Raw genomic sequence first — 22,992 nt, forward strand, 5'->3', positions numbered from 1 at the left:
GGGATGCAGGGTGACTTAGAAGTCGTAACGCAGACGTACCAGGTTCATATCCCCCAGATTGTCGGTGCTGGACGTAAAGACGTGTTCGTAATCGACGCGGAAGCCGTAATCCAGCTGGAAGCTGATCCCCAGACCGTTATCAATGCGCTGATAGTTGCGGCCATTGACGTATTCCAGGCGGTCCCCCATAAAGTACGGCTGAATGGTTTTCACCGCGTACTGACCAATCGGGAAGGTATAACCGGCGAAATACTCAATCCCCCAGGCATCCCCGGCGAAATAGTCATAAACGTCGGTTTTCTTGGTGGTCATAAAGTTCTGATACCAACCGCCGCCGAAGGAGAAAGTCCAGTTATCCGGTTTCCAGCTCAGCGCAGTACCGAGGATATTCTGGTCATAGGTTTTGTTGTCCGAGGTTGACGGGTCACGCATTTCGGCGCGAGTGTAGTTCCACGCGGTACCCCAGGTCAGGTCCTTGGTGATGTGATAATCCACACCCACCGAACCGCCGCCTTTACGTTTATAGCGCAGGCCATTTCCCGGCAGATATTCGTTATCTTCAAACAGATAAGAGGCGTAGAGATCGACATCGCCCGCGCTCTTCTTGTACTTCAGCATATTACGCGAACGGTAGGAACCATCGTAATCGCCATTGATCCCGTTCCCCGGCGCCTGGGCCACCATATCGTAATCCCAGATATCGGTTTTCGCCCCGACCACATCGTAATAAATACTGTTTTGCTGGCCGTAGGTTAGGGTCCCCCAGGTATCACTCTTCAGCCCGGTATAAAGCATACGACGGGTGGTATTGTTCGCGCCTTCTGCATAGTGGTTATCCCAGTCAAACAGCGCCGGAATATTCACCCCCAGCTCGTAATAGCTGATCCAGCTAATATCATCAAACAGATAGTAGTCAGCGGCGAAGCGGAAACGGGTCCCGCCATCAAACCCGTTGCGCTTATAGGATCCTTTATCGCCGTCGCCAGACATCATATTGAACTGCGGGCGAATACTACCGCCGACGGTAAAGTTCAGGCGGCTCAGCGGATCGCCGGCCTGCGGGTCCTGCTTTAACAGCGTAATTTCGGCCTGGGATGCAAAAGACGTTAACGCCAGTGCTGCGCCGATCGTTATTGCCAGCGTTTTTATTTTATGTGCCATGCTTTTTCCTTGAGTAATAAGCAACCTTATAGTTTCAAGTCGAATCTTACCCGCGAATTGGCATGACGTGTTGTCGGGTTTTTAATGTTTAGTGCTGTTAAAAATCAGTAACTTATCATTTTGTGCCCTTAAAAAAAATGCGCCAACATTTCTGCGGGCGCATCATTAAACTGTCACGAAACTAGTGGCTGAACTGGCGGAACAACGCCTTGCCTTTTAACAGGCGCAACCCCAGCCAGCCGCCGCACAGCGAGAGCAGGAATGCCCCGCACAACGGGAGCATCACCCACAGCCGCCAGTCAGGCGTCCACGGGAAATCAAACACTTTCGTTTGCAGCATCGCCAGCGCCACCTCTGCGCCGATGGCGGCGACAACCCCGGAGACCACCCCCAGCAGCGCGAACTCGGCCCACAAGGTCGTTCGCAGCAGGGTTTTTCCGGCCCCCAACGTGCGCCAGACCACCAGCTCCTGATAGCGTTGGCGCAGGCCTACCTGCACCTGTGCCAGCAGCAACAGAATGCCGCAGGCGGTCACCAGCACCACCATCACCTCCAGCGCCCGGCTGACCTGAGTCAACACCTGGCCCACCTGACGCAGAATGGCGCCAATATCCAGCAGGCTGACCGTCGGGAATTCGCGGTTAAGCTGGGTCAACAGCGTCGTGCCGTTATCCCAGCGGAAGCTGGTCAGCCAGCTCTGCGGCTGACCGTCGAGCGCGGCGGGCGGGAAAATAAAGAAGAAGTTTGGCCGCAGGCTCTCCCAGTCCACCTTCCGCACGCTGGTCACCTTCGCGCTGAAATCCTGGGTATCGCCGGTGAAGGTCACGCTATCGCCGAGCTTCACGCCCAGCCGCTGCGCCAGCCCCTCTTCAATTGACACTTCCCCGGCTTTTGGCGGCCAGGTGCCGGCCACCAACGGGTTATGGTCCGGCCGCTCGCTGCGCCAGGTAAGATTCAGCTCGCGGTTCAACGCTTCGTCTTTATTGCCCTCTGCCGACTGACCGTTAATCTGCGTCAGGCGCGCACGCACGATCGGATAAAACTCGGTGGCCGTCACATGATGCCCGGCAAGGAACGTTTTCACCGGGTCGATCTGCTCTGGCGCAATGTTAATCAGGAAGTAGTTAGGGCTTTCCGGCGGGAGTTGCTGCTGCCAGCGATCCAGCAGATCGCCGCGCAGCACCAGCAGCAGCGCTAATAACATAAACGACAGCGAGAACGCCGCCAGCTGGCTCAGCGTCGACCACGGCTGACGCAGCAGACGGTTCACCGCCAGACGCAACGACAGCGCCTTCAGCGTCACCCGTTTCAGCAGCCACAGCAGCCCCCAGCCCAGCAGGCCACACAGCAGCGCCAGCACCACCGCCCCCGCGAGAACCGCCCACAGCAGCGGACTGCCGCCCATTAGCCACGCCAGCAGGATCACCACAATCACGCAGACCAGCGGAATATAGCGCTTCAGCGGCCAGACGTTGGCGACCACATCCTGGCGCAATACCCGCAGCGGCAGCGTAGCTAGCAGCAGTCGATACGGACGCAATCCCACCAGCAGAGAAATCACTAACATCGCACCGATGGCCCACAGCCACGGCCAGCCGCTGGCAGGCGGCAGCGCGGCCGGCAGTACCGGTTTTAACATCACCAGTAGGATGTGCTCCAGCCCTACCCCCAACGCACCGCCAGCGATTGCCGCCAGCGCCAGCAGCATCAGCCACTGGCCGACAATCAGCTTACGCAGCTGCGCCCGCCCGGCGCCAAGGGTTTTAAGGATCGCCACCAGGTCATAACGGCTGCGGCAGTAATGGCTCATGGCCACCGCCACCGCCGCAATCGCCAGCAGCAACGTCAACAGCGCCGACAGCAGTAAAAACTGCTGCGAGCGCTCCAGCGATTTACCTAAGGCGCTGTCATCCTGCTCGAGGCCAATCCAGCGGTGTTCCGACCCCAGTTTTGGCAGCAGCCACTGTTCGTAGGCCGCCAGCTGCGGTGCCGTCCCGGCAAACTTATAGCGCCACGAGACGCGGCTGCCGGGCTGTACGGCCCCGGTTTTCGCCACGTCGGCGGTATTCATCATCAGCCGGGGAGCCATCTGGAAAGGGTTAAACCCGGCATCCGGCTCCTGAATCACCTCGCCGGCAATCCGCAGCGTAGCGTCACCTACGTCGATGGTATCGCCGGTTTTGAGATTCAGCAGCGCCATCAGACGCGGCGCCAGCAGCACGCTGCCGGCCTGCGGTTTCAGGCCCGGCGGCTGGGTATCCAGCTTGCCGTAAAGCGGATAGGTATCGTCCACCGCCTTCACATCCGCCAGCTGCGGCGTGTTGCCGGCAAAGGTCATGGTGGCGAAGTTGAGCTGCTCGCCGACGGTCAGGCCGAGCCGACGCGCCTCATCAATCCATGCAGCGGGCACTTCACGTGAACTGCGTAGCGTGCGATCTCCGGCCATAAATTCCCGGCTTTGCTGGCTGAGTCCCTTTTCCATCCGATCGCTGATCGACCCCAGCGCCAGCACGCAGGCCACCGCCAGGCTTAACGCCAGCCAGACGATCAGTAGCGAGGGCGAGCGCCATTCGCGCCAGAACCAGCGGGCAATCATGCTTCCTCCTGTAACTGGCCATCCACTAGCCGCAGGCGCCGGTCACAGCGGGCCGCCAGCAGCGGATCGTGGGTCACCAGGATAAGCGTGGTGCCGTGTTCGCGATTGAGGGAGAACAGCAGATCGGCAATTTTATCACCGGTATGGCGGTCAAGGTTGCCGGTCGGTTCATCAGCAAACAGCAGGGCCGGACGACCGTTAAAGGCGCGAGCCAGGGCGACCCGCTGCTGTTCGCCGCCGGAAAGCTGCGCCGGGAGATGGTGAAGACGTTTGCCCAGTCCCAGTTGCTCCAGTAGCGCCTGGGCGCTGCCCCGGCTTTGGTTATCGGTCTCGCCGCGCAACAACGCGGGTAGTTCGACGTTTTCGAGAGCGTTGAGGGTTGGAATCAACATAAACGATTGAAAGACAAAGCCGACATGCTTCGCTCGCAGGCGCGCCCTCGCCTCTTCATCCATGGTATGCAGCGGCTGCCCCAGTAAGCAGACTTCACCGCTGCTGCCGTCATCCAGTCCGGCAAGAATGGCCAGCAGCGTGGATTTACCGGAACCCGACTCGCCAATCAGGGCGATGGTCTGCGCCGGTTTGACAACCAGCTCAACTCCGGTAAGGATGGAAAGCTGATGCTCTCCCTGACCGACGGACTTCTTAAGATGATGAACTTCAAGTATGTTTTCCGCTGGCATTTGCCTTTCCTGTTTTTGATTTTTTTTGTCTGCCGCGCCACGGCGGCAGAGAAGCTATTAGTGCTTGGCGATAGCCTGAGCGCGGGCTATCGGATGGCGGCCACCGCCGCATGGCCTGCATTGCTCAATAACAAGTGGCAGGACAAAACGCCGGTGATCAACGCCAGCATCAGCGGCGACACGTCACAGCAAGGGCTGGCAAGACTGCCCGCGCTGCTCAAACAGCATCAACCACGCTGGGTGCTGGTCGAACTGGGTGGCAACGACGGATTACGTGGTTTCCCGCCGCAGCAAACCGAACAAACCTTGCGTACCGTTATCAAGGATATCAAAGCCGCCAACGCCCAGCCGCTGCTGATGCAAATTCGCCTGCCCGCGAACTATGGCCGTCGCTATAATGAAGCCTTTGGCGCTATCTATCCGGCCCTGGCCAAAGAGTTTGATATTCCTCTGCTGCCCTTTTTTATGGAGGAGGTCTATCTGAAACCACAATGGATGCAGGATGACGGGATCCACCCTAATCGTGATGCCCAGCCTTTTATTGCCGACTGGATGGCAACCCGGTTGGCTCCCTTAGTTAATCATGACTCCTGATCCTCAGGCGTCGCTTGCAGGTAAAGTTATGCAAAAATCGGTTTTAGTCACCGGCTGTTCCAGCGGTATTGGTCTTGAAAGTGCGCTCGATTTAAAACGTCAGGGCTTTAACGTGCTGGCCGCCTGCCGCAAAGCAGAGGACGTGGCGCGGATGCAGACCCTCGGGCTGACCGGTGTGATGCTGGACCTCGACGATCCGCAGAGCGTGGAACGCGCCGCCGAAGAGGTCATCGCCCTGACCAATAACCGTCTGTACGGCCTGTTTAACAATGCCGGATACGGGGTATACGGCCCGCTCGCCACCATCAGCCGCCAGCAGATGGAAGCACAGTTTTCCGCCAACTTTTTTGGCGCGCATCAACTGACGATGCTGCTGCTGCCGGCCATGGAGCCACACGGCGAGGGGCGTATTGTCATGACCTCCTCGGTGATGGGTATCATCTCCAGCCCCGGTCGCGGCGCCTACGCGGCCAGTAAATATGCGCTGGAAGCCTGGTCCGATGCGCTACGCATGGAACTGCGCTACAGCGGCATTAAGGTCAGCCTGATTGAGCCCGGCCCCATCAGCACCCGCTTTACCACGAACGTTAACCAGACCCAACGCGATAAACCGGTGGAAAACCCGGGTATCGCCGCACGCTTTACCCTCGGCCCGGAAGCGGTAGTAGAAAAAGTGCGCCATGCTTTCACCAGCGAGAAACCGAAATTGCGCTATCCGGTCACCATGGTGACCCACGCGGTGACGCTGCTTAAGCGTCTGCTGCCCACGCGGATGATGGACAAAATTATTCAGGGCTGAGTTGAAGCTCCGGCTGCCGCCCCCATGTATATATCCAAAATAATTCGAGTTGCTTGTAGGCGGCAAAGCCGTAAATCCCCAGGAGCTTACACAGGTAAGTGACTGGGGTGAACGGGTGCAGCCAACACCCAAGCAGCTTGAAGGATGAAGGGTATACCCAAAATCGACTAAAGAGATGCGCTCATGTCAGTACAGAATGTTATCAATATTACCGAAGCTAACCTGCACCAGACGCTGGAACAATCCACGACTGCGCCGGTACTGTTTTATTTCTGGTCAGCACGCAGCCAGCACTGCGAGCAGCTGACGCCGGTTCTGGAAGGACTGGCCGCGCAATACAACGGTCAGTTTACCCTGGCGAAGGTGGACTGCGACGCCGAGCAGAGGCTCGCCTCTCAGTTTGGCCTGCGCTCCATCCCGACGGTTTACCTGTTCCAGAACGGCCAGCCGGTTGACGGCTTCGAAGGCCCGCAGCCGGAATCAGCCATCCGCGCGCTGCTGGATAAAGTCCTGCCGCGTGAAGAAGAACTCAAAGCCCAGCAAGCGCTGGCGCTGATGCAGGAAGAGAAATATCTGGAAGCGCTGCCGCTGCTGAAAGAGGCGTGGCAGCTGTCAAATCAGGACAGTCAGATTGGCCTGCTGCTGGCGGAAACGCTGATCGAGTTACAGCGCTCTGATGAAGCCGAAGCGGTACTGAAAACCGTGCCAATGCAGGATCAGGACACCCGTTTCCAGGGGCTGGTCGCGCAGATTGAACTACTGAAACAGGCGGCGGACACCCCGGAAATTCAGCAGCTGCAACAGCAGGTTGAGCAGAATCCCGATGATGCGTCCCTGGCAGCCCAGCTGGCACTGCAGCTGCATCAGGTCGGTCGTAACGACGAAGCCCTGGCGCTGCTGTTCAGCCACCTGCAGAAAGATTTGGACGCCGGTGACGGTCAGGTTCGTAAAATGCTGCAGGAGATCCTTGCCGCACTGGGTACCGGCGATGCGTTAGCCGCGAAGTATCGCCGTCAGCTCTATTCCCTGCTGTACTGATCGTCAGACCGGGCTACGGATCTTACCCAGTAGCCCGGCACCGCCTCCGGGGCTGTAACTTATGCACTTTTTTTCAACTGCGTCACCACCAGCTGATGGCGGGCGTTGAAGAACTTCCGGTAGGTCAGATACCCGGCGATAATCGTCGACAGACTGGCGGTAGACAGCAGCATAAACGTCACCATAATCTGATACTTAATCGCCTTTACCGGGTCGATCCCGGCAAAAATCAGCCCCGACATCATGCCGGGCAAGCTCACCAGGCCAACCGTTTTGGCCGAATCAATCGTCGGTATCAACGAGGCACGAATACTTTCGCGAATGAGCCCTGCCGCCGCCATTTTCGGCGTGGCGCCAAGACTGAGCTTTTCCTGAATTTGCTGTTGCTCGCTGCTAAAGCGCTGGCCCATATTGTTGTAACACAACCCGACCGCCACCATCGCGTTGCCGGCCACCATGCCAGCGATGGGGATCACCTGCATCGGTACAAATGTTATCGACCCCGAGAAGACCAGCACCGCCAGCGTCAGCCCGGCGCCGGTAGTAATCGCAATAAATGACGATAAAAAAGCCTTATCAATATATTTACTGCGCTTTTGCGCATTCCACGCCGCGTTAAAGCAAATAAACAGCACCATTAACAACGTCAGCAGCGCGTGGTTAACATTAAAAATATATTTCAGAACGTAGCCGACAATAATCAGCTGAACGACCGCCCGACAGACGCTCCAGATAATATCTTTTTCCAGCGCCAGCTTTTCCCGATAGCTCACGATAATAGCGATCAGCACCAGAACCATCGAAAGCGCCAGCGACTCATTGGTAATATTATGCCCGTTCATGGTTCCCCTCCTGAACATTACCCGCCGCCGGCTGCAAGGTTATCACTTCATCGGCATGGGCAATTTCATTGCTATCGTGGGTGACCCACAGCACCGCCATATTTTTTTCCTTCACATAACCATGAATAATATCGTTGACGTTGCGTTTATTGTTTTCATCCAGCGCGCTGGTCACCTCATCGAGGAGTAAAATCTGAGGCAGAAACTGCAGATTACGGATTAATGACACACGCTGTTTTTCACCACCGGAAAGCTCGTGGATCGATTTTTCCAGCGTATTCGCCGCCAGATCGAAGCGCTGTAAATCCGCGATCAGCGCAGCAGGGTCTGGCTGCTGCTGGCGAATCTGCCAGGGGAAAATCAGATTGTCATACACCGAGTCGCCAAACAGCGCCGGGGTCTGAGCGCAATAAGAGACCTGTTGGCGGTAAGTTTCCGGAGAGAGCGTCGTAATATCCCGGTCGTTAAAAAAAAGCTGCCCCGACGTTGGGCTGAGTAACGACGCGATAATTTTCAGCAGCGTGCTTTTTCCACAGCCGGAAGGTCCGGTGATCAGCGTAAATTCGCCCGCCCGAAGCTGGAGATTGATATTATTCAGGATGATCGTCTCATCACTGCGAAAACCCACATTTTCAAGACGCAAAATAGCGTTATTGTCCGTCATTATTGATCCACTTAAGTTTGCAAAACCCGGCTAGTTTACTCCACTTTTCTTTCACCAGGATGAGGAGAAAGATATACTTAGTTTAAACATGCGCTTTTTTCCCGGCGCGTCATCAGGCTATAAAACAGGAGGTTTTTGATGCTGATTTTTATCCCAGTCCTCATTTTTGTCGCACTGGTTATTGTGATCGCCGGCGTAAAAATTGTCCCGCAGGGCTACCAGTGGACCGTCGAGCGTTTCGGTCGCTATACCATGACGCTACAGCCGGGCCTGAGCCTGGTGGTGCCGTTTATGGACCGCATCGGCCGTAAAATTAATATGATGGAACAGGTGCTGGATATTCCCTCGCAGGAGGTCATTTCCCGCGATAACGCCAACGTCACTATCGATGCAGTCTGTTTTATTCAGGTTATTGATGCGCCAAAAGCGGCCTATGAGGTCAGTAATTTGCAACTCGCCATCATCAACCTGGCGATGACGAACATACGTACGGTCCTTGGTTCGATGGAACTCGACGAAATGCTCTCCCAGCGCGACAGCATCAACACCCGCCTGCTGCATATTGTCGATGAAGCCACTAACCCGTGGGGCGTGAAGATTACCCGCGTTGAAATTCGCGACGTGCGCCCACCGGCGGAGCTTATCTCCTCGATGAACGCCCAGATGAAGGCCGAGCGAACCAAACGAGCCTACATTCTTGAAGCCGAAGGGATACGCCAGGCGGAAATCCTCAAAGCCGAAGGGGAAAAGCAGTCGCAGATCCTCAAGGCGGAAGGTGAACGCCAGTCGGCCTTCTTGCAGGCCGAGGCCCGCGAACGTTCCGCCGAAGCGGAAGCCCGCGCGACGCAGATGGTCTCGTCGGCGATTGCCTCCGGTGATATTCAGGCCATTAACTACTTCGTTGCCCAGAAATATACCGATGCGCTGCAGAAAATTGGTTCCGCCGATAACAGCAAAGTAGTGATGATGCCGCTTGATGCCAGCAGCCTGATGGGGTCGATCGCCGGGATCAGCGAGCTGATCAAAGAAGGGTCCGGCGAACGGAAAAAATCATGATTGCGCTGATTATTGCCCACCCGCATCTGTTCTGGCTGAGCCTCGGCGGGCTGCTGCTGGCGGCGGAAATGCTGGGCGGCAACGGCTATCTGCTCTGGAGCGGCGTCGCCGGCGTGGTTACCGGTTTGGTGACCTGGCTGTTACCTGTAAGCTGGGAGTGGCAAGGGACGCTGTTTGCCACCCTGACCCTGCTGGCAGCCTGGCTGTGGTCGCACTGGCTGCGCAGGCAGGTGGCGCGACAGAAGCCGGCCGACGCGCAGCTCAATCAGCGTGGTAATCAGCTGATTGGCCGCACCTTTATGCTGGAGAGTGCCTTAGTGAACGGTCGCGGTCATGTTCGCATCGGCGACAGCTCATGGCCGGTGCTCGCCGATGAGGACCTTGCCGCAGGCAGCCGCATTGAAGTGCTGGCCGTTGAAGGGATTACGCTGCGGATCCGTGCCGTGACGCCCCGTAGCTAAGCCTGAGCCTTGCGATGGCAGCAGCCGGAAAGATTGTCGATAATCGGGCAGTCCGCGCTGTCATCGCCGGGGCAGGATTCCGCCAGCGCCAGCAGGTGGCTACGCATACTTTGCAACTCGCTGATATGCCGCTCGATATCGGCTACTTTCTCCAGCGTTCGCCGTTTGACATCGGCGCTATGCCGTGACGGATCGTTAAACAGAAAGATCAGCTCGCGGCACTCCTCAAGATTAAACCCGACCTGCCGCGCCTGGCGCAGTAAGGTCAGTTCGTCCAGATGCCGCTGGCTGTAGCTCCGATAGCCGTTTTCGCTTCGCAGCGGCGGCGTGACCAGCCCCTTCTCTTCATAAAAGCGGATCGCTTTACTGGTTAAGCCGGTTTTTTTTGCCACATCGCTGATATTCATTTTTCCCCCTTGACCTTCCCCTTGCTGGAAGGTTTAACCTTCATAATACTCGATGAAAGGGTTGGTTCGGTCAGTCATTGACCGGGTAATTATACAGGAGATTTAGTATGTCTAACACTATCGACCTGACGCTCGACGGCCTCAGCTGCGGTCATTGCGTCAAACGCGTTAAAGAGAGCCTGGAGCAACGTCCTGACGTTGAACAGGCTGAGGTGACCATCACCGAAGCGCACGTTACCGGCAGCGCCAGCGCAGAGGCGTTAATCGACACCATTCAGAAAGCCGGATACGGTGCGGAGCTCAGCCACCCAAAGGCTAAACCGCTGGCGGAATCGATTACCCCGTCGGAAGCACTGACAGCGGCCTCTTCTGAGCTTCCGGTAGCCCATGATGAAGATGACAGTCAACAGTTGCTGATCAACGGCATGAGCTGCGCCAGCTGCGTCTCCCGGGTACAAAACGCGCTTGCCGCGGTGCCGGGCGTGGTACAGGCACGGGTAAATCTGGCGGAACGCACTGCGCTGATAATGGGCAGCGCGTCCGCCACCGAATTAGTGAAGGCGGTGGAGAAGGCCGGCTACGGCGCAGAAGCGATCGAAGATGACCTGGAACGCCGCGAACGGCAGCAGGAAACCGCCATCGCCACCATGAAACGCTTCCGCTGGCAGGCGATAGTCGCCCTGCTGGTGGGCATCCCGGTAATGGTCTGGGGGATGATCGGCGACAACATGATGGTCTCCGATGATAACCGTTCCCTGTGGCTGGTTATCGGTCTGATCACCCTGGCGGTAATGGTCTTTGCCGGCGGACACTTCTATCGCAGCGCGTGGAAAAGCCTGAGAAACGGCACCGCTACCATGGATACGCTGGTGGCGCTGGGAACCGGCGTCGCCTGGCTCTACTCGATGAGCGTCAACCTGTGGCCACAATGGTTCCCGATGGAAGCGCGCCATCTCTATTATGAAGCCAGCGCGATGATCATCGGTTTGATTAACCTCGGCCATATGCTGGAGGCCCGCGCTCGCCAGCGCTCTTCCAAAGCGCTGGAAAAACTGCTCGACCTGACGCCACCGTCGGCACGGGTTGTCACCGAAGAAGGCGAAAAAAGCGTACCGCTGGCCGAGGTGCAGCCGGGGATGACCCTGCGTCTGACCACCGGCGACCGCGTCCCGGTGGATGGCGTGATAAGTCAGGGCGAAGCCTGGCTTGATGAAGCGATGCTAACCGGCGAGCCGATCCCCCAGCAGAAAGCGGACGGCGATACACTGCATGCCGGTACGGTTGTCCAGGACGGGAGCGTGCTCTTTACCGCCAGCGCCGTCGGCAGCCAGACCACCCTCGCCCGTATCATTCGCATGGTGCGCCAGGCACAAAGCAGCAAGCCGGAAATCGGCCAGCTGGCAGATAAAATCTCTGCCGTGTTCGTGCCGGCTGTGGTGGCGATTGCGCTGTTCAGCGCGGCCATCTGGTACTTCTTCGGGCCGGCGCCGCAAATTGTCTACACCCTGGTGATTGCCACCACGGTGCTGATTATTGCCTGTCCTTGTGCATTGGGCCTGGCGACGCCGATGTCGATTATTTCCGGGGTCGGTCGTGCCGCTGAGTATGGCGTGCTGGTCCGCGACGCCGATGCACTCCAGCGCGCCAGCCAGTTGGATACTATCGTATTTGATAAAACCGGAACCCTGACCGAAGGTAAACCGCAGGTCGTGGCGGTGAAAACCTTTGCCGGCATAGATGAGACTACCGCGCTGCGCCTGGCGGCGGCCCTGGAGCAAGGTTCCAGCCACCCGCTGGCACGAGCGATTCTGGATAAAGCAGCCGACAGCCAACTGCCGGTAGTCAATAACTTCCGGACCCTGCGCGGGCTAGGGGTCAGCGGCGAAGCAGAAGACCGCGCGCTGCTGCTCGGTAACCAGGCGCTGCTTAATGAGCAAAATATTGCCACCGCCGAGGTCGAGCGCGAAATAACCGTTCAGGCCTCGCAAGGGACCACGCCGGTGCTGCTGGCGGTTGATGGTCAGGTTGCCGCGCTGTTCGCCATTCGCGACCCGCTGCGTAGCGATAGCGTCGCCGCGCTGGCCCGTCTGCATCGCCAGGGCTACCGTCTGGTAATGCTGACCGGGGACAACCCGACAACCGCCAATGCCATCGCCAAAGAGGCAGGGATTGACGAAGTCATTGCCGGCGTGCTGCCGGATGGTAAAGCCGATGCGATCAAGCGGCTGCAAAGTCAGGGGCACCAGGTGGCGATGGTGGGCGACGGCATCAACGATGCCCCGGCACTGGCCCAGGCTGACGTCGGCATTGCGATGGGTGGCGGCAGCGATGTGGCCATTGAGACCGCAGCAATTACCCTGATGCGCCATAGCCTGAACGGCGTCGCCGATGCGCTGGCCATTTCGAAAGCTACGCTGCGCAACATGAAGCAGAACCTGCTGGGGGCATTCGTTTACAACTCGCTGGGCATTCCGATTGCCGCCGGGATTTTATGGCCGCTGACCGGAACCCTGCTCAACCCGGTAGTGGCGGGCGCAGCCATGGCGCTGTCGTCCATTACCGTGGTCAGCAACGCTAACCGTCTGCTGCGCTTTAAACCGAAAGACTAGATGTTCTGACCCATACGCGCTAGCATGAAGGCTACACACTACGGAGCGCGTATGGGCCTGTTAAACCGAATAAAAATGCTGTGGCGAGCCGCCGTCGGCTCGTCTTATTCCTGGCCTGCTTTGGATATTACCCTTCCCGGAAAGCGTTATCTGCATCTGGTTGGCAGCATCCATATGGGCACCCGCGACATGTCCCCCCCACCCGCCAGACTGCTGAAGAAAATTCGCCAGGCCGATGCGCTCATCGTCGAGGCGGATATTACCGGCAATGACACGCCCTTCAGCGACCTTCCCGCCTGCCCTCCTCTTGCGGAGCGTTTAACCGCGGAACAAATCGTTGAACTGGAATCCCGCGCGGCGGAAATGGGGCTTTCGACGGCGCTGTTTGACAGCCAGCCGTTATGGCAGGTCGCTATGGTCTTACAGGCCACTCAGGCTCAGAAGCTGGGACTACGCCCGGATTACGGTATTGATTACCAGTTGCTGATGGCGGCACGCGAACATCATGTGCCGGTGATGGAGCTTGAAGGCACCGACAGTCAGATAGCGCTGTTGCGCGACCTGCCGGATGGCGGTCTGGCGCTGCTGGACGACACGCTGACCCACTGGCGCACTAACGCCCGTCTTCTGCAGGTGATGATCGGCTGGTGGCTGGAACAACCGCCGGCCAAAGGTGCAACCGTCTTGCCGACCACCTTCAGTCAGTCGCTGTACGATGTGCTGATGCACCAGCGTAACCTGGCATGGCGCGAGACGCTGCTGGCGCTGCCGCCGGGGCGTTATGTCGTCGCCGTTGGCGCGCTGCATTTATACGGGGAAGGAAACCTGCCAGATATGCTGACGTAAAAAAATGGCCAATATTTCTATTGGCCCGTCAAAGAGGAATTTCATCATTATTATTATCCCGGAATTTACATTCCGGATCGTTCGATTGTCGCTCAAAGTAACCATCACTGCCAATACTATTGCGCAAGATAGTACTATTTTTTACACATTCGACAGGCGTATCCTGAGCGCACCTGAGATCGGTTGGTAAGAAGGACAGATATGACTCCCGCCGTTAAGTTACTCGAAAAAAACAAGATTGCGTTTAAGATTCACAGCTACGATCACGATCCCAATGAAACCAACTTTGGTGACGAAGTGGTGCGCAAACTGGGGCTGAATGCAGACCAGGTGTATAAGACGCTGCTGGTCGCGGTCAACGGGGATATGAAGCATCTGGCCGTGGCGGTGACGCCGGTGGCCGGACAACTGGATTTAAAAAAGGTGGCCAAAGCCCTGGGCGCGAAGAAAGTAGATATGGCAGACCCGATGGTCGCCCAGCGCGTCACCGGCTATCTGGTGGGGGGGATTAGCCCGCTTGGGCAGAAGAAGCGCCTGCCAACGGTGATTGATGCGCCCGCCCAGGAGTTTGCCACCATCTATATTTCCGGCGGCAAACGCGGTCTGGATATTGAGCTGGCGGCCAGCGATCTGGCGAAGACCCTCGAGGCAACCTTCGCCGATATCGCTCGTCGCGACTAATCTCTCATCCGCGTATAAATCAGGAAATCCCGGAGTCGGCGCAGGCGCCTGTCCGGGCTACAAAACCCAAAACCGCACAGACCTGTAGCCCGGTCAGCGCAGCGCCACCGGGGCATTCCCGGAGGCGGCGCAAGCGCCGTGTCCGGGCGACAAAACCCAAAACCGCACAGGCCTGTAGCCCGGTCAGCGCAGCGCCACCGGGAAGTGCCTCCGGCGTTACTGCCAGCTCACCTCACCTTTCGGCTCATACGCTGCCGCATCCAGCGGCGAGTTCTTCTGGATATACTCTTTCAGGACTTCGGCATCGATAAACCCGGTATTGACGTAGCCAGGTTTGCTATCAATATGCGGATAACCGTCACCGCCGGTCCCGTTGAAGCTCAGCGTCGCCATACGGTAGGTCTTCGCCGGGTCGACCGGTTCACCTTTAATTTTTAGATCATTGAGCTTGCCGTCTTTCGCCACGAAGCTAACGTTAGCGAACTGCGGATAGGCGCCGGAATCCGGCTTCATCTGCGCCACTGCCGTCAGATACTGCATCACTTCCTGGCCGTTCATATCGACATACACCAGCACGTTGCCAAACGGCTGCACCTTCATCACATCTTTATAGGTGATGTCTCCGGCCTCGATGGAATCACGGATACCGCCCCCGCTCATCACGGCAAAATCAGCATTGCTGCGCGCCATTTGTGCCGCCAGCAGCAGATGCCCCATATTGGTCTGCACAAAACGAACCTTACTGCGATCGCCCTCCAGATGCCCGTTAACGTTGCCGATTTTCACCTGTAGCTGCGCTTTGCCTTTATTCTGGAACGGCGTCAGCAGTGACAGCATCTGCGGGTTCTCCACAATTTGCGGCGTATAAAGCACCCGTTCGCTCTGGCCGTTATCGTAGGTAACCTTCTTCTTCAGGTTGACCGGGATCAGCTGATAGTGCACCAGCTTCATTTCGCCGTTGCGGAACTCAAAATCAGCGCGGCCCACGTATTTACCCCACTCGTGGGCCTGAACGATCCAGATGCCGTTCTGCTTGTCCGGCGCGCACGGCGTTCCCGGCACATAATCGACCTGCTTTTTATTCTCCGACGCCATACATACCGGATCCTGAGAATGACCGCCAACGATCATCGCCAGCGATCCCGCCGGCAGGCTGCGGGCCATTTCGACATCGCCCGGGGCATTCGAACCGTGATTCCCGTTGTCATAGTGGCCCATATGGGTGGTCGCCAGGATCACATCCGGTTTTTCAGTCTGCTGCAGCTCCTGGATAACCAGTTTGGCCTCATCCGCCGGCTTGCGGAATTCAATGTCGGTGAAATACTCCGGGTTACCGATTTTGGCCGTGTCATCGGTCGTCAGGCCAATGACCGCAATTTTCAGTCCGCCGCGTTTAAACAGCGCCCAGGGTTTGAACAGACGCTCGCCGGTGCTTTTCTGGTAGATGTTGGCAGAAAGGAACGGGAATTTAGACCACTTTTCCTGCTGGCGCAGCACGCTGAGCGGGTTATCAAATTCATGGTTACCCACCGCCATCGCGTCATAGCCAATCAGGTTCATGCCGCGAAAATCCGGTTCGGCGTCCTGCAGATCTGACTCCGGTACGCCGGTATTAATATCGCCGCCGGATAACAGCAGGACGCTCCCACCCTCTGCCGCCACTTCTTTGCGAATACCGTCCACCAGCGTTTTTTGCGCGGCCAGACCATACTCCCCGTAATCACTTCGCCAGAAATGGCCGTGGTGATCGTTGGTATGCAGGATGGTGATGTTATAGGTTTTATCCTGCTCGTAAGCCTGTGCAGACAAGCTTCCCAGCGACAGCGCGGCGAGTAACCCCAGCGCCACGCTTCGTTTTAAAAAATGCATCTCTCTCTCCCTGACTCAATAAACAAGTGCTGAAAGTATAGCGAGTTACATCCCCTGACAAATATGTTTTCCGAATTGAGACTTCCTTCAAACCTTAGGGGCAGGTATGTTAGTCAGATAATAATTACACCTGCATCCACACTAACACTCTCTAAGTGAACCTATGGCGACGAATCAGACTATCCAACCCTTATCCGGCCCCGCTGCTGCGCCGCAAAAAGCACGCACGTCGTTTGGAATTCTGGGGGCTATCAGCCTTTCCCATCTGCTTAACGATATGATCCAGTCGCTGATTCTGGCGATTTACCCGCTGCTACAGTCGGAATTTTCCCTGACCTTCGTGCAGATCGGCATGATCACCCTGACCTTCCAGCTGGCCTCCTCGCTGCTGCAGCCGGTGGTCGGCTACTGGACCGATAAACACTCGATGCCGTGGTCATTACCCGTCGGCATGTGCTTCACGCTTTGTGGTCTGGTGCTTCTGGCGCTGGCGGGAAGTTTTGGGATGGTGCTGCTCGCTGCCGCGCTGGTGGGTATCGGCTCTTCGGTGTTCCACCCGGAGTCGTCACGCGTAGCACGCATGGCCTCCGGCGGTCGTCACGGGCTGGCGCAGTCGCTGTTCCAGGTGGGCGGTAACTTCGGTAGCTCTCTGGGTCCGTTGTTGGCCGCGGTGATTATCGCCCCGTACGGTAAAGGCAACGTCGCATGGTTTGTTCTGGCCGCGCTGCTGGCTATCGTGGTGCTGCTGCAAGTCAGCCGCTGGTATGCCGCGCAGCACCAAATGAATAAAGGTAAACCAAAGACCATCGTCGCCAGCCCGCTGCCAAAGAACAAGGTGATTCTGGCGGTCGGGATCCTGCTGATGCTGATTTTCTCGAAATATTTCTATATGGCGAGCATTAGCAGCTATTACACCTTTTATCTGATGCACAAATTCGGATTATCGATCCAGAATGCCCAGATACACCTGTTTATCTTCCTGTTTGCCGTTGCCGCAGGCACGGTGATTGGCGGGCCTGTCGGCGATAAAATTGGGCGTAAATATGTTATTTGGGGCTCTATCCTCGGCGTCGCACCCTTTACCCTTATTTTGCCGTATGCCACGCTGGAATGGACCGGGATTTTGACCGTGATTATTGGTTTTGTCCTCGCATCAGCGTTTTCCGCTATTTTAGTCTATGCCCAGGAGCTGATGCCGGGCCGTATTGGCATGGTTTCTGGTCTGTTTTTCGGTTTTGCCTTTGGGATGGGTGGCCTTGGCGCTGCGGTGCTGGGGCTGTTAGCGGACCATACCAGCATCGAGCTGGTCTATAAAATCTGTGCTTTCCTGCCACTTATCGGCATATTGACGATATTCCTCCCTGACAACCGCCATAAATCTTAAATATCCGGCGGCTAAAGTGAAACTTTGGCCGCCATCATCCCTGATACCATCAGCACTTGTGCGTATTATCTGTCGTCGTTTTCCCGTCTGTGCTTTTTTTCGTGCTAATACCCTTTTTCTGCACAGTTCAACAATTATTCATAAACAAAACAGCCAAAACTGTCATAAACTATTACTCGGTTTTTAGGTTTATACGCAAAATCATTCGGGTTAGTCAAAGCAGCGGGCGAATGACTCCCCAGACGCATAGCTCCACTATACGGCTGAGATAAACGCGCAAAGCGAACGCAGAGGCGCCTGACGGATGCAGTGCCTGAAAATGGACTAGCTCACCACATACAAGGAGACGGAATGCACCACGCAACACCGCTTATCACCACCATTGTCGGCGGGCTGGTCCTCGCATTTATTTTCGGCATGATTGCCAATAAGTTACGTATTTCTCCACTGGTGGGATATCTGTTAGCGGGCGTGTTATCCGGTCCCTTTACTCCGGGCTTCGTTGCCGATACCAAACTTGCGCCGGAACTGGCCGAACTGGGCGTCATCTTGCTGATGTTTGGCGTCGGGTTACACTTCTCCTTAAAGGATTTGATGGCGGTAAAGTCCATCGCCATTCCCGGCGCGATTGCCCAGATAGCCGTGGCAACGCTGTTGGGTATGGCGCTGTCAGCCATGTTGGGCTGGTCGTTGATGACCGGCATCGTATTTGGCCTGTGTCTTTCTACCGCCAGTACCGTGGTGCTACTGCGCGCATTGGAAGAACGGCAACTCATTGACAGTCAACGAGGGCAAATCGCCATCGGCTGGCTGATCGTCGAAGACTTAGTGATGGTGCTGACCCTGGTTCTGCTGCCCGCCGTCGCCGGCATGGCGGAAAAAGGCGACGTCGGCCTGGCTTCGCTGGCCGTCGACATGAGTATCACCATCGGGAAAGTGATCGCCTTTATCGCCATTATGATGCTGGTGGGCCGTCGTCTGGTGCCGTGGATTATGTCCCGCAGCGCCGCCACCGGCTCCCGCGAACTGTTTACGCTGTCGGTGCTGGCCCTGGCGCTCGGCATCGCCTTCGGGGCAGTTGAGCTATTCGACGTCTCCTTTGCGCTCGGTGCCTTCTTCGCCGGCATGGTGCTGAATGAATCCGAACTCAGCCACCGCGCCGCGCACGATACGCTGCCGCTGCGTGATGCCTTTGCGGTACTGTTCTTCGTCTCCGTCGGCATGCTGTTCGACCCGATGATCCTGCTGGAACAACCGCTGGCGGTACTGGCAACGCTGGCGATCATTATCTTCGGTAAGTCTGTCGCCGCCTTTTTCCTGGTGCGGATGTTCGGCCACTCGCCACGCACCGCGCTGACTATCGCCGCCAGCCTTGCGCAAATCGGTGAGTTCGCCTTTATTCTTGCCGGGCTTGGCATGGCGCTGGATCTGCTGCCGCAGGCCGGGCAAAACCTGGTGCTGGCCGGGGCGATTATCTCGATCATGCTCAACCCGGTGCTGTTCACCTTGCTGGAAAAATACCTCGATAAAACCGAAACTCTCGACGAGCAAACCCTCGAAGAAGTTCTCGAAGAAGAGAAACAAATTCCGGTTGATATATGCAACCACGCGCTGCTGGTCGGCTTCGGGCGCGTCGGGAGTCTGTTAGGTGAAAAACTGATGGCGCAGGGGATCCCATTGGTGGTGATCGAAACCTCCCGCACCAGGGTGGACGAGCTGCGCGCACGGGGTATCCGTGCGGTGCTGGGCAATGCCGCCAATGAAGAGATCATGAACCTGGCGCACCTAGACTGCGCCCGCTGGCTGCTGCTGACTATACCTAACGGCTATGAGGCCGGAGAGATCGTCGCCTCAGCGCGAGAGAAATGCCCGAACATCGAAATTATTGCCCGCGCCCATTACGATGATGAAGTGGACTATATTACCGAACGTGGGGCGAATCAGGTGGTCATGGGCGAGCGAGAAATTGCCCGCGCGATGCTGTTGCTGCTGGAAACGCCGCCAGCAGGTGAAGTGGTCACCGGGTAACAATTATTTATGGCGTCTTAGCAGGCCTCTCCAGAACGGAGAGGCGCTTGCGCAAAGGATGTCTGTCCCTGTAGTTCCCCTCCAGCCCGGCGAGGGGACTATGCACTTAACGTTCCCAGTATGCCTCTTCCAGGCTGTCTTCCCGTTCCGGCAGCCCACGGCTTAAGCGCGGCGAATGCTGGTTCAGGACCTGATAACTCACCCGGTTAGCATATTTGCACACCTGCGCCAGCGACGAGTAGGTCAGCCATTTACACTTGTGCTTGCTGGAGTTCGGGACATTATTACGGTGATAGTTGTTAGCCGTAATGTCATGCAGCAGCGCCGCCAGTGCGCCGTCACCGGCGCCGTTGGTATTCATGATTTTCTCAGGGCCGCCCATATAGGGTGCAATATGCGAGTAGATCCGCAGCGGGTTCTCACAATCCTGATGGCGCATCGCGCGGCTAAATTCAAACTGGTTAAATTCGGCAATCGCCCCTGGCAGCAGCGGATGCTGGGTTTTACGCCGGGCTTCCTCCTCCGTGAAACCAGCCATATACAGGCCCGCTGGTCCCGCGGTACACAGCACCAGATCCACCCACTCCAGCGCCTTATCGGAGGCCAGCAACGGATCGGACAGGCCGGTTAACGCTTCCGCCTCTTCTTCGTTCATCGCCAGAATGGAGACGTGCTCCGTCAGGAACTGTTGCCACCATTCCGGGTTATCGGCAATCACATACTTGGTGCCGAGCGTCAACACCACCGGCACGTCATGCTTTTTGGCATACTCGATGGCTTTCATCGTGGCATCCGGCATCGGCTCACCCGGCTTGCAGCGCACCAGATAAGAGGTCAGGACCAGCGCGGAGGCGCCAGCAATCACCGCTTCCGGGATGCTTTCCGGGCGCAGCTTATTCATGTGACCCGGGCTGATAGCAAAGGTGCGTTCGCCAGCATCGCTAATCAGGGTAAAACAGCGACCAATCGCCCCGTCCACCCCTTGCAGGTAGTTCAGGTCGGTACGGCTTGAGGTGTTGCACAGATAGCGGTAGGCGTAGCCGCCGATTTCAATGTTACTGCACATGACGCCGAGCAGCACCGAGCGGTCATCCGCCAGCACGGAATAGTTGTGCATGGTATTGCCGATCGTCCCACCGGCAAACTGATGGGTAATCAGGTTATCGCGGAGCAGTTCCTGATACAGCGCTTCGGCGACGTCATCTTCAATCACCAGAGAGTGGCCGGCACTCAGGCCATAGCGCAGGATAAACGCCTCATCGACTTTCGCTTCGATATCGACCAGCGTTTGATCGATACCCACCACCCAGGCGATGTTAGATTCATTTTCCGGCTGAATTTGTTGCAGCAGCGGATCGCGCGCGTTAACGGGAAAATAGTGTTTGGATTTGCGTTTACCGGGAAATTTCATAGTGGTGATTTAGTGGCTGTGGACAAGCGGGGAATAATAGCATATTCCCCGTGCCACGCACGATCAGCGATACGCCGCCGTCAGGTTCACCATCATTTCGATATGCGCGTCATTGGCATTGAGCGCCGGAATATATTCATATTTCTGCCCACCCGCTTCCAGGAAGATTTCCTGATTCTGTACGGCAATCTCTTCCAGCGTTTCGAGGCAGTCGGCAGCAAAGCCCGGACAGATAACCTGAATATGTTTGACCCCCTTCTCCCCCAACATTTTTAAGGTCTCGTCGGTATAGGGAGTCAGCCACGGTTCGCGGCCAAAGCGCGACTGGAAGGTCATCATTACGCGGTCCGGAGAGAGACCCAGCGCCGACACCAGTTCACGCGTAGTATCGCGACAGCGCTGCGGATAAACATCCCCTTCATGGGCAAAGCGCTGGGGAATACCGTGATAGGAAAGCAGCAATACATCAGGCTCGCCATGCAGCGCAAACGAGGCGCGAACGCTTTCCGCCAGCGCCTTGATGTAGCTGGTGTCATCGGCGTAATCACGAATAAACGAGATGCCCGGAATCGCCCGCTTTTTGGCCAGGATGCGCGCCAGTTCATCCCACACCGCCGCCACGGTGGAACAGGAGTATTGCGGATACATTGGCAGCACCACGATGTGCTCTACGTCCTGTGCCAGCAGTTCATCCACCGCGCTTTCCAGCGCAGGTGAGCCGTAGCTCATGCCCAAGGCCACCGGCGTGTCGGGCAGACGTGCGGCCAGCGCCTGCTGCTGCCGGCGGCTGTAGACCAGCAGCGGAGAGCCTTCTTCCATCCATACCGATTGATATAGTTTTGCGACCCGTGGTCCACGTAGCGGCAGGATCACGCCACGCAGTAACGGCCACCACAGCAGACGAGGCGTATCCACCACGCGCGTGTCGCTGAGAAACTGTCGCAGGTAGCGCTTCACCGCATCGGGCGTGGGCGCATCGGGAGTGCCTAAGTTGGCTAACAAGATACCTGTTTTCGTCTGCTGCATTACCGCCTCTTAACCATTTGAATCGCTGACAATTGTAGCTGAAATGGCGCTAAACGGAACCAATCATAGAAAAAGGTAGAATGAGAGGTGTTCTCATCCCGCCGGGGCAGGATGAGAACCAACGGGATTAACCGAGGATTTTTTCCAGTTCTACGCGGACTTCAGCAACCGCTTTGGTGCCGTCTACTTTCGCGTACTGGGTGTTGCCCGCTTCAGCTTCTTTCTGATAGTAACCGATCAGCGGAGCCGTCATCTGATGGTATTCCACCAGACGCTTACGTACGGTCTCTTCCTGGTCATCTTTACGCGTGGTCAGGTCTTCACCGGTCACGTCGTCTTTGCCTTCCACCTTCGGCGGATTGAATTTGATGTGGTAAACACGGCCAGAAGCCGCATGTACGCGACGACCGATGATGCGATCGACGATCAGCTCGTCCGGTACGTCAAACTCCAGCACGAAATCAACCGCGATACCCGCTTCTTTCATGGCGTCAGCCTGCGGAATCGTGCGCGGGAAACCGTCCAGCAGGAAGCCGTTACGGCAATCTTCCTGAGTGATACGCTCTTTCACCAGCGCGATAACCAGTTCGTCGGTCACCAGCTTGCCTGCGTCCATGATGTCTTTCGCCTGTTTACCCAGCTCAGAGCCAGATTTCACAGCAGCGCGCAGCATGTCACCGGTAGAGATTTGCGGAATACCGTATTTCTCCATGATGAACTGAGCCTGAGTTCCTTTACCCGCGCCCGGAGCGCCAAGCAGAATAATACGCATTACGAAAATCCCCTCAAAAGTCGATTCAATTTTTCAAAAACGCTAAACCATACCACCAGAACGCA

Annotated in this window: 20 protein-coding genes; 10 read left to right on the forward strand and 10 right to left on the reverse strand. The window is 56.8% G+C overall.

Annotation, left to right across the window (positions count from 1 at the left end; all coding sequences use genetic code 11):
* Positions 1–15: 15 nt before the first annotated feature.
* The 3 genes from ACMYSP_RS06770 to ybbA all read right to left on the reverse strand — a co-directional run bounded on the left by ACMYSP_RS06770 (position 16) and on the right by ybbA (position 4,440).
* The gene (locus tag ACMYSP_RS06770; protein WP_434586093.1) at positions 16–1,161 is read right to left on the reverse strand and encodes a porin; all 1,146 of its coding nucleotides are present in this window, start codon (positions 1,159–1,161) and stop codon (positions 16–18) included.
* 181 nt (positions 1,162–1,342) lie between these two features.
* Entirely contained in the window at positions 1,343–3,757 is a 2,415-nt protein-coding gene (ybbP, locus tag ACMYSP_RS06775) for a putative ABC transporter permease subunit YbbP (protein ID WP_434586094.1), read from the reverse strand.
* The gene (gene ybbA / locus ACMYSP_RS06780) at positions 3,754–4,440 is read right to left on the reverse strand and encodes a putative ABC transporter ATP-binding protein YbbA (RefSeq protein ID WP_434586095.1); all 687 of its coding nucleotides are present in this window, start codon (positions 4,438–4,440) and stop codon (positions 3,754–3,756) included. Before ybbA ends, ybbP begins: the two co-directional genes overlap by 4 nt.
* On the opposite strand from ybbA, the gene tesA reads away from it, so the two are divergent.
* The 3 genes from tesA to ACMYSP_RS06795 all read left to right on the forward strand — a co-directional run bounded on the left by tesA (position 4,411) and on the right by ACMYSP_RS06795 (position 6,871).
* Entirely contained in the window at positions 4,411–5,034 is a 624-nt protein-coding gene (gene tesA, locus ACMYSP_RS06785) for a multifunctional acyl-CoA thioesterase I/protease I/lysophospholipase L1 (RefSeq protein ID WP_434587032.1), read from the forward strand. The two genes, ybbA and tesA, sit on opposite strands and share 30 nt — an antisense overlap.
* On the forward strand, positions 5,024–5,833 hold the full coding sequence (locus ACMYSP_RS06790; protein WP_434586096.1) for an SDR family oxidoreductase: 810 nt from the start codon (positions 5,024–5,026) through the stop codon (positions 5,831–5,833). Before tesA ends, ACMYSP_RS06790 begins: the two co-directional genes overlap by 11 nt.
* A gap of 183 nt (positions 5,834–6,016) precedes the next feature.
* Positions 6,017–6,871, forward strand: a complete 855-nt coding sequence (locus ACMYSP_RS06795) for a tetratricopeptide repeat protein (protein ID WP_434586097.1) — start codon at positions 6,017–6,019, stop codon at positions 6,869–6,871.
* 59 nt (positions 6,872–6,930) lie between these two features.
* Here ACMYSP_RS06795 and fetB read toward each other — a convergent pair whose 3' ends face one another.
* Together fetB and fetA are read right to left on the reverse strand one after the other, a co-directional pair.
* Positions 6,931–7,713 (reverse strand): iron efflux ABC transporter permease subunit FetB, encoded by a 783-nt coding sequence (fetB, locus tag ACMYSP_RS06800; RefSeq protein WP_434586098.1) that lies wholly within the window; start codon positions 7,711–7,713, stop codon positions 6,931–6,933.
* The gene (gene fetA / locus ACMYSP_RS06805; protein ID WP_434586099.1) at positions 7,700–8,377 is read right to left on the reverse strand and encodes an iron efflux ABC transporter ATP-binding subunit FetA; all 678 of its coding nucleotides are present in this window, start codon (positions 8,375–8,377) and stop codon (positions 7,700–7,702) included. Before fetA ends, fetB begins: the two co-directional genes overlap by 14 nt.
* Before the next feature lie 138 nt (positions 8,378–8,515).
* On the opposite strand from fetA, the gene ACMYSP_RS06810 reads away from it, so the two are divergent.
* Both ACMYSP_RS06810 and ACMYSP_RS06815 read left to right on the forward strand, forming a co-directional pair.
* The gene (locus ACMYSP_RS06810; RefSeq protein ID WP_434586100.1) at positions 8,516–9,433 is read left to right on the forward strand and encodes an SPFH domain-containing protein; all 918 of its coding nucleotides are present in this window, start codon (positions 8,516–8,518) and stop codon (positions 9,431–9,433) included.
* Positions 9,430–9,894 (forward strand): NfeD family protein, encoded by a 465-nt coding sequence (locus ACMYSP_RS06815; RefSeq protein ID WP_434586101.1) that lies wholly within the window; start codon positions 9,430–9,432, stop codon positions 9,892–9,894. Before ACMYSP_RS06810 ends, ACMYSP_RS06815 begins: the two co-directional genes overlap by 4 nt.
* On the opposite strand, the gene cueR is transcribed toward ACMYSP_RS06815, so the two are convergent.
* Entirely contained in the window at positions 9,891–10,301 is a 411-nt protein-coding gene (cueR, locus tag ACMYSP_RS06820) for a Cu(I)-responsive transcriptional regulator (protein ID WP_434586102.1), read from the reverse strand. The two genes, ACMYSP_RS06815 and cueR, sit on opposite strands and share 4 nt — an antisense overlap.
* A gap of 107 nt (positions 10,302–10,408) precedes the next feature.
* Between cueR and copA the strand changes: the two genes are divergently transcribed.
* From copA to ybaK, 3 genes are all read left to right on the forward strand, one after another.
* Positions 10,409–12,910: a copper-exporting P-type ATPase CopA gene (gene copA, locus ACMYSP_RS06825; protein WP_434586103.1), complete on the forward strand. Its 2,502-nt coding sequence runs from the start codon at positions 10,409–10,411 to the stop codon at positions 12,908–12,910.
* 51 nt (positions 12,911–12,961) lie between these two features.
* On the forward strand, positions 12,962–13,756 hold the full coding sequence (locus ACMYSP_RS06830) for a TraB/GumN family protein (protein ID WP_434586104.1): 795 nt from the start codon (positions 12,962–12,964) through the stop codon (positions 13,754–13,756).
* Between the two features lie 201 nt (positions 13,757–13,957).
* A complete protein-coding gene (ybaK, locus tag ACMYSP_RS06835) occupies positions 13,958–14,437 on the forward strand; it encodes a Cys-tRNA(Pro)/Cys-tRNA(Cys) deacylase YbaK (RefSeq protein WP_434586105.1) in 480 nt (159 codons plus the stop codon).
* Positions 14,438–14,653: 216 nt separating this feature from the next.
* Here ybaK and ushA read toward each other — a convergent pair whose 3' ends face one another.
* Positions 14,654–16,306 (reverse strand): bifunctional UDP-sugar hydrolase/5'-nucleotidase UshA, encoded by a 1,653-nt coding sequence (gene ushA / locus ACMYSP_RS06840; protein WP_434586106.1) that lies wholly within the window; start codon positions 16,304–16,306, stop codon positions 14,654–14,656.
* A 163-nt stretch (positions 16,307–16,469) separates the two neighbouring features.
* Here ushA and ACMYSP_RS06845 point away from each other — a divergent pair, with 163 nt between their 5' ends.
* Both ACMYSP_RS06845 and ybaL read left to right on the forward strand, forming a co-directional pair.
* The gene (locus ACMYSP_RS06845) at positions 16,470–17,690 is read left to right on the forward strand and encodes an MFS transporter (protein WP_434586107.1); all 1,221 of its coding nucleotides are present in this window, start codon (positions 16,470–16,472) and stop codon (positions 17,688–17,690) included.
* 351 nt (positions 17,691–18,041) lie between these two features.
* Positions 18,042–19,718, forward strand: a complete 1,677-nt coding sequence (ybaL, locus tag ACMYSP_RS06850) for a YbaL family putative K(+) efflux transporter (protein WP_434586108.1) — start codon at positions 18,042–18,044, stop codon at positions 19,716–19,718.
* Positions 19,719–19,824: 106 nt separating this feature from the next.
* On the opposite strand, the gene ACMYSP_RS06855 is transcribed toward ybaL, so the two are convergent.
* From ACMYSP_RS06855 to adk, 3 genes are all read right to left on the reverse strand, one after another.
* Entirely contained in the window at positions 19,825–21,129 is a 1,305-nt protein-coding gene (locus tag ACMYSP_RS06855; RefSeq protein ID WP_434586109.1) for an inosine/guanosine kinase, read from the reverse strand.
* Between the two features lie 63 nt (positions 21,130–21,192).
* On the reverse strand, positions 21,193–22,155 hold the full coding sequence (hemH, locus tag ACMYSP_RS06860; protein ID WP_434586110.1) for a ferrochelatase: 963 nt from the start codon (positions 22,153–22,155) through the stop codon (positions 21,193–21,195).
* A gap of 127 nt (positions 22,156–22,282) precedes the next feature.
* A complete protein-coding gene (adk, locus tag ACMYSP_RS06865; RefSeq protein ID WP_174508259.1) occupies positions 22,283–22,927 on the reverse strand; it encodes an adenylate kinase in 645 nt (214 codons plus the stop codon).
* Positions 22,928–22,992 lie beyond the last annotated feature (65 nt).

Origin of the sequence: Klebsiella sp. R390 (genome assembly GCF_051131745.1) — a bacterium.
Taxonomy (GTDB): Bacteria; Pseudomonadota; Gammaproteobacteria; order Enterobacterales; family Enterobacteriaceae; genus Klebsiella.

Excerpts from the sequence above, each read along its gene's own strand:
- ACMYSP_RS06770 (WP_434586093.1), bottom strand. The coding sequence starts at position 1,161 with ATGGCACATAAAATAAAAACGCTGGCAATAACGATCGGCGCAGCACTG.
- ybbP (WP_434586094.1), bottom strand. The coding sequence starts at position 3,757 with ATGATTGCCCGCTGGTTCTGGCGCGAATGGCGCTCGCCCTCGCTACTG.
- tesA (WP_434587032.1), top strand. The coding sequence starts at position 4,411 with ATGAACTTCAAGTATGTTTTCCGCTGGCATTTGCCTTTCCTGTTTTTG.
- ybbA (WP_434586095.1), bottom strand. The coding sequence starts at position 4,440 with ATGCCAGCGGAAAACATACTTGAAGTTCATCATCTTAAGAAGTCCGTC.
- ACMYSP_RS06790 (WP_434586096.1), top strand. The coding sequence starts at position 5,024 with ATGACTCCTGATCCTCAGGCGTCGCTTGCAGGTAAAGTTATGCAAAAA.
- ACMYSP_RS06795 (WP_434586097.1), top strand. The coding sequence starts at position 6,017 with ATGTCAGTACAGAATGTTATCAATATTACCGAAGCTAACCTGCACCAG.
- fetB (WP_434586098.1), bottom strand. The coding sequence starts at position 7,713 with ATGAACGGGCATAATATTACCAATGAGTCGCTGGCGCTTTCGATGGTT.
- fetA (WP_434586099.1), bottom strand. The coding sequence starts at position 8,377 with ATGACGGACAATAACGCTATTTTGCGTCTTGAAAATGTGGGTTTTCGC.
- ACMYSP_RS06810 (WP_434586100.1), top strand. The coding sequence starts at position 8,516 with ATGCTGATTTTTATCCCAGTCCTCATTTTTGTCGCACTGGTTATTGTG.
- ACMYSP_RS06815 (WP_434586101.1), top strand. The coding sequence starts at position 9,430 with ATGATTGCGCTGATTATTGCCCACCCGCATCTGTTCTGGCTGAGCCTC.
- cueR (WP_434586102.1), bottom strand. The coding sequence starts at position 10,301 with ATGAATATCAGCGATGTGGCAAAAAAAACCGGCTTAACCAGTAAAGCG.
- copA (WP_434586103.1), top strand. The coding sequence starts at position 10,409 with ATGTCTAACACTATCGACCTGACGCTCGACGGCCTCAGCTGCGGTCAT.
- ACMYSP_RS06830 (WP_434586104.1), top strand. The coding sequence starts at position 12,962 with ATGGGCCTGTTAAACCGAATAAAAATGCTGTGGCGAGCCGCCGTCGGC.
- ybaK (WP_434586105.1), top strand. The coding sequence starts at position 13,958 with ATGACTCCCGCCGTTAAGTTACTCGAAAAAAACAAGATTGCGTTTAAG.
- ushA (WP_434586106.1), bottom strand. The coding sequence starts at position 16,306 with ATGCATTTTTTAAAACGAAGCGTGGCGCTGGGGTTACTCGCCGCGCTG.
- ACMYSP_RS06845 (WP_434586107.1), top strand. The coding sequence starts at position 16,470 with ATGGCGACGAATCAGACTATCCAACCCTTATCCGGCCCCGCTGCTGCG.
- ybaL (WP_434586108.1), top strand. The coding sequence starts at position 18,042 with ATGCACCACGCAACACCGCTTATCACCACCATTGTCGGCGGGCTGGTC.
- ACMYSP_RS06855 (WP_434586109.1), bottom strand. The coding sequence starts at position 21,129 with ATGAAATTTCCCGGTAAACGCAAATCCAAACACTATTTTCCCGTTAAC.
- hemH (WP_434586110.1), bottom strand. The coding sequence starts at position 22,155 with ATGCAGCAGACGAAAACAGGTATCTTGTTAGCCAACTTAGGCACTCCC.
- adk (WP_174508259.1), bottom strand. The coding sequence starts at position 22,927 with ATGCGTATTATTCTGCTTGGCGCTCCGGGCGCGGGTAAAGGAACTCAG.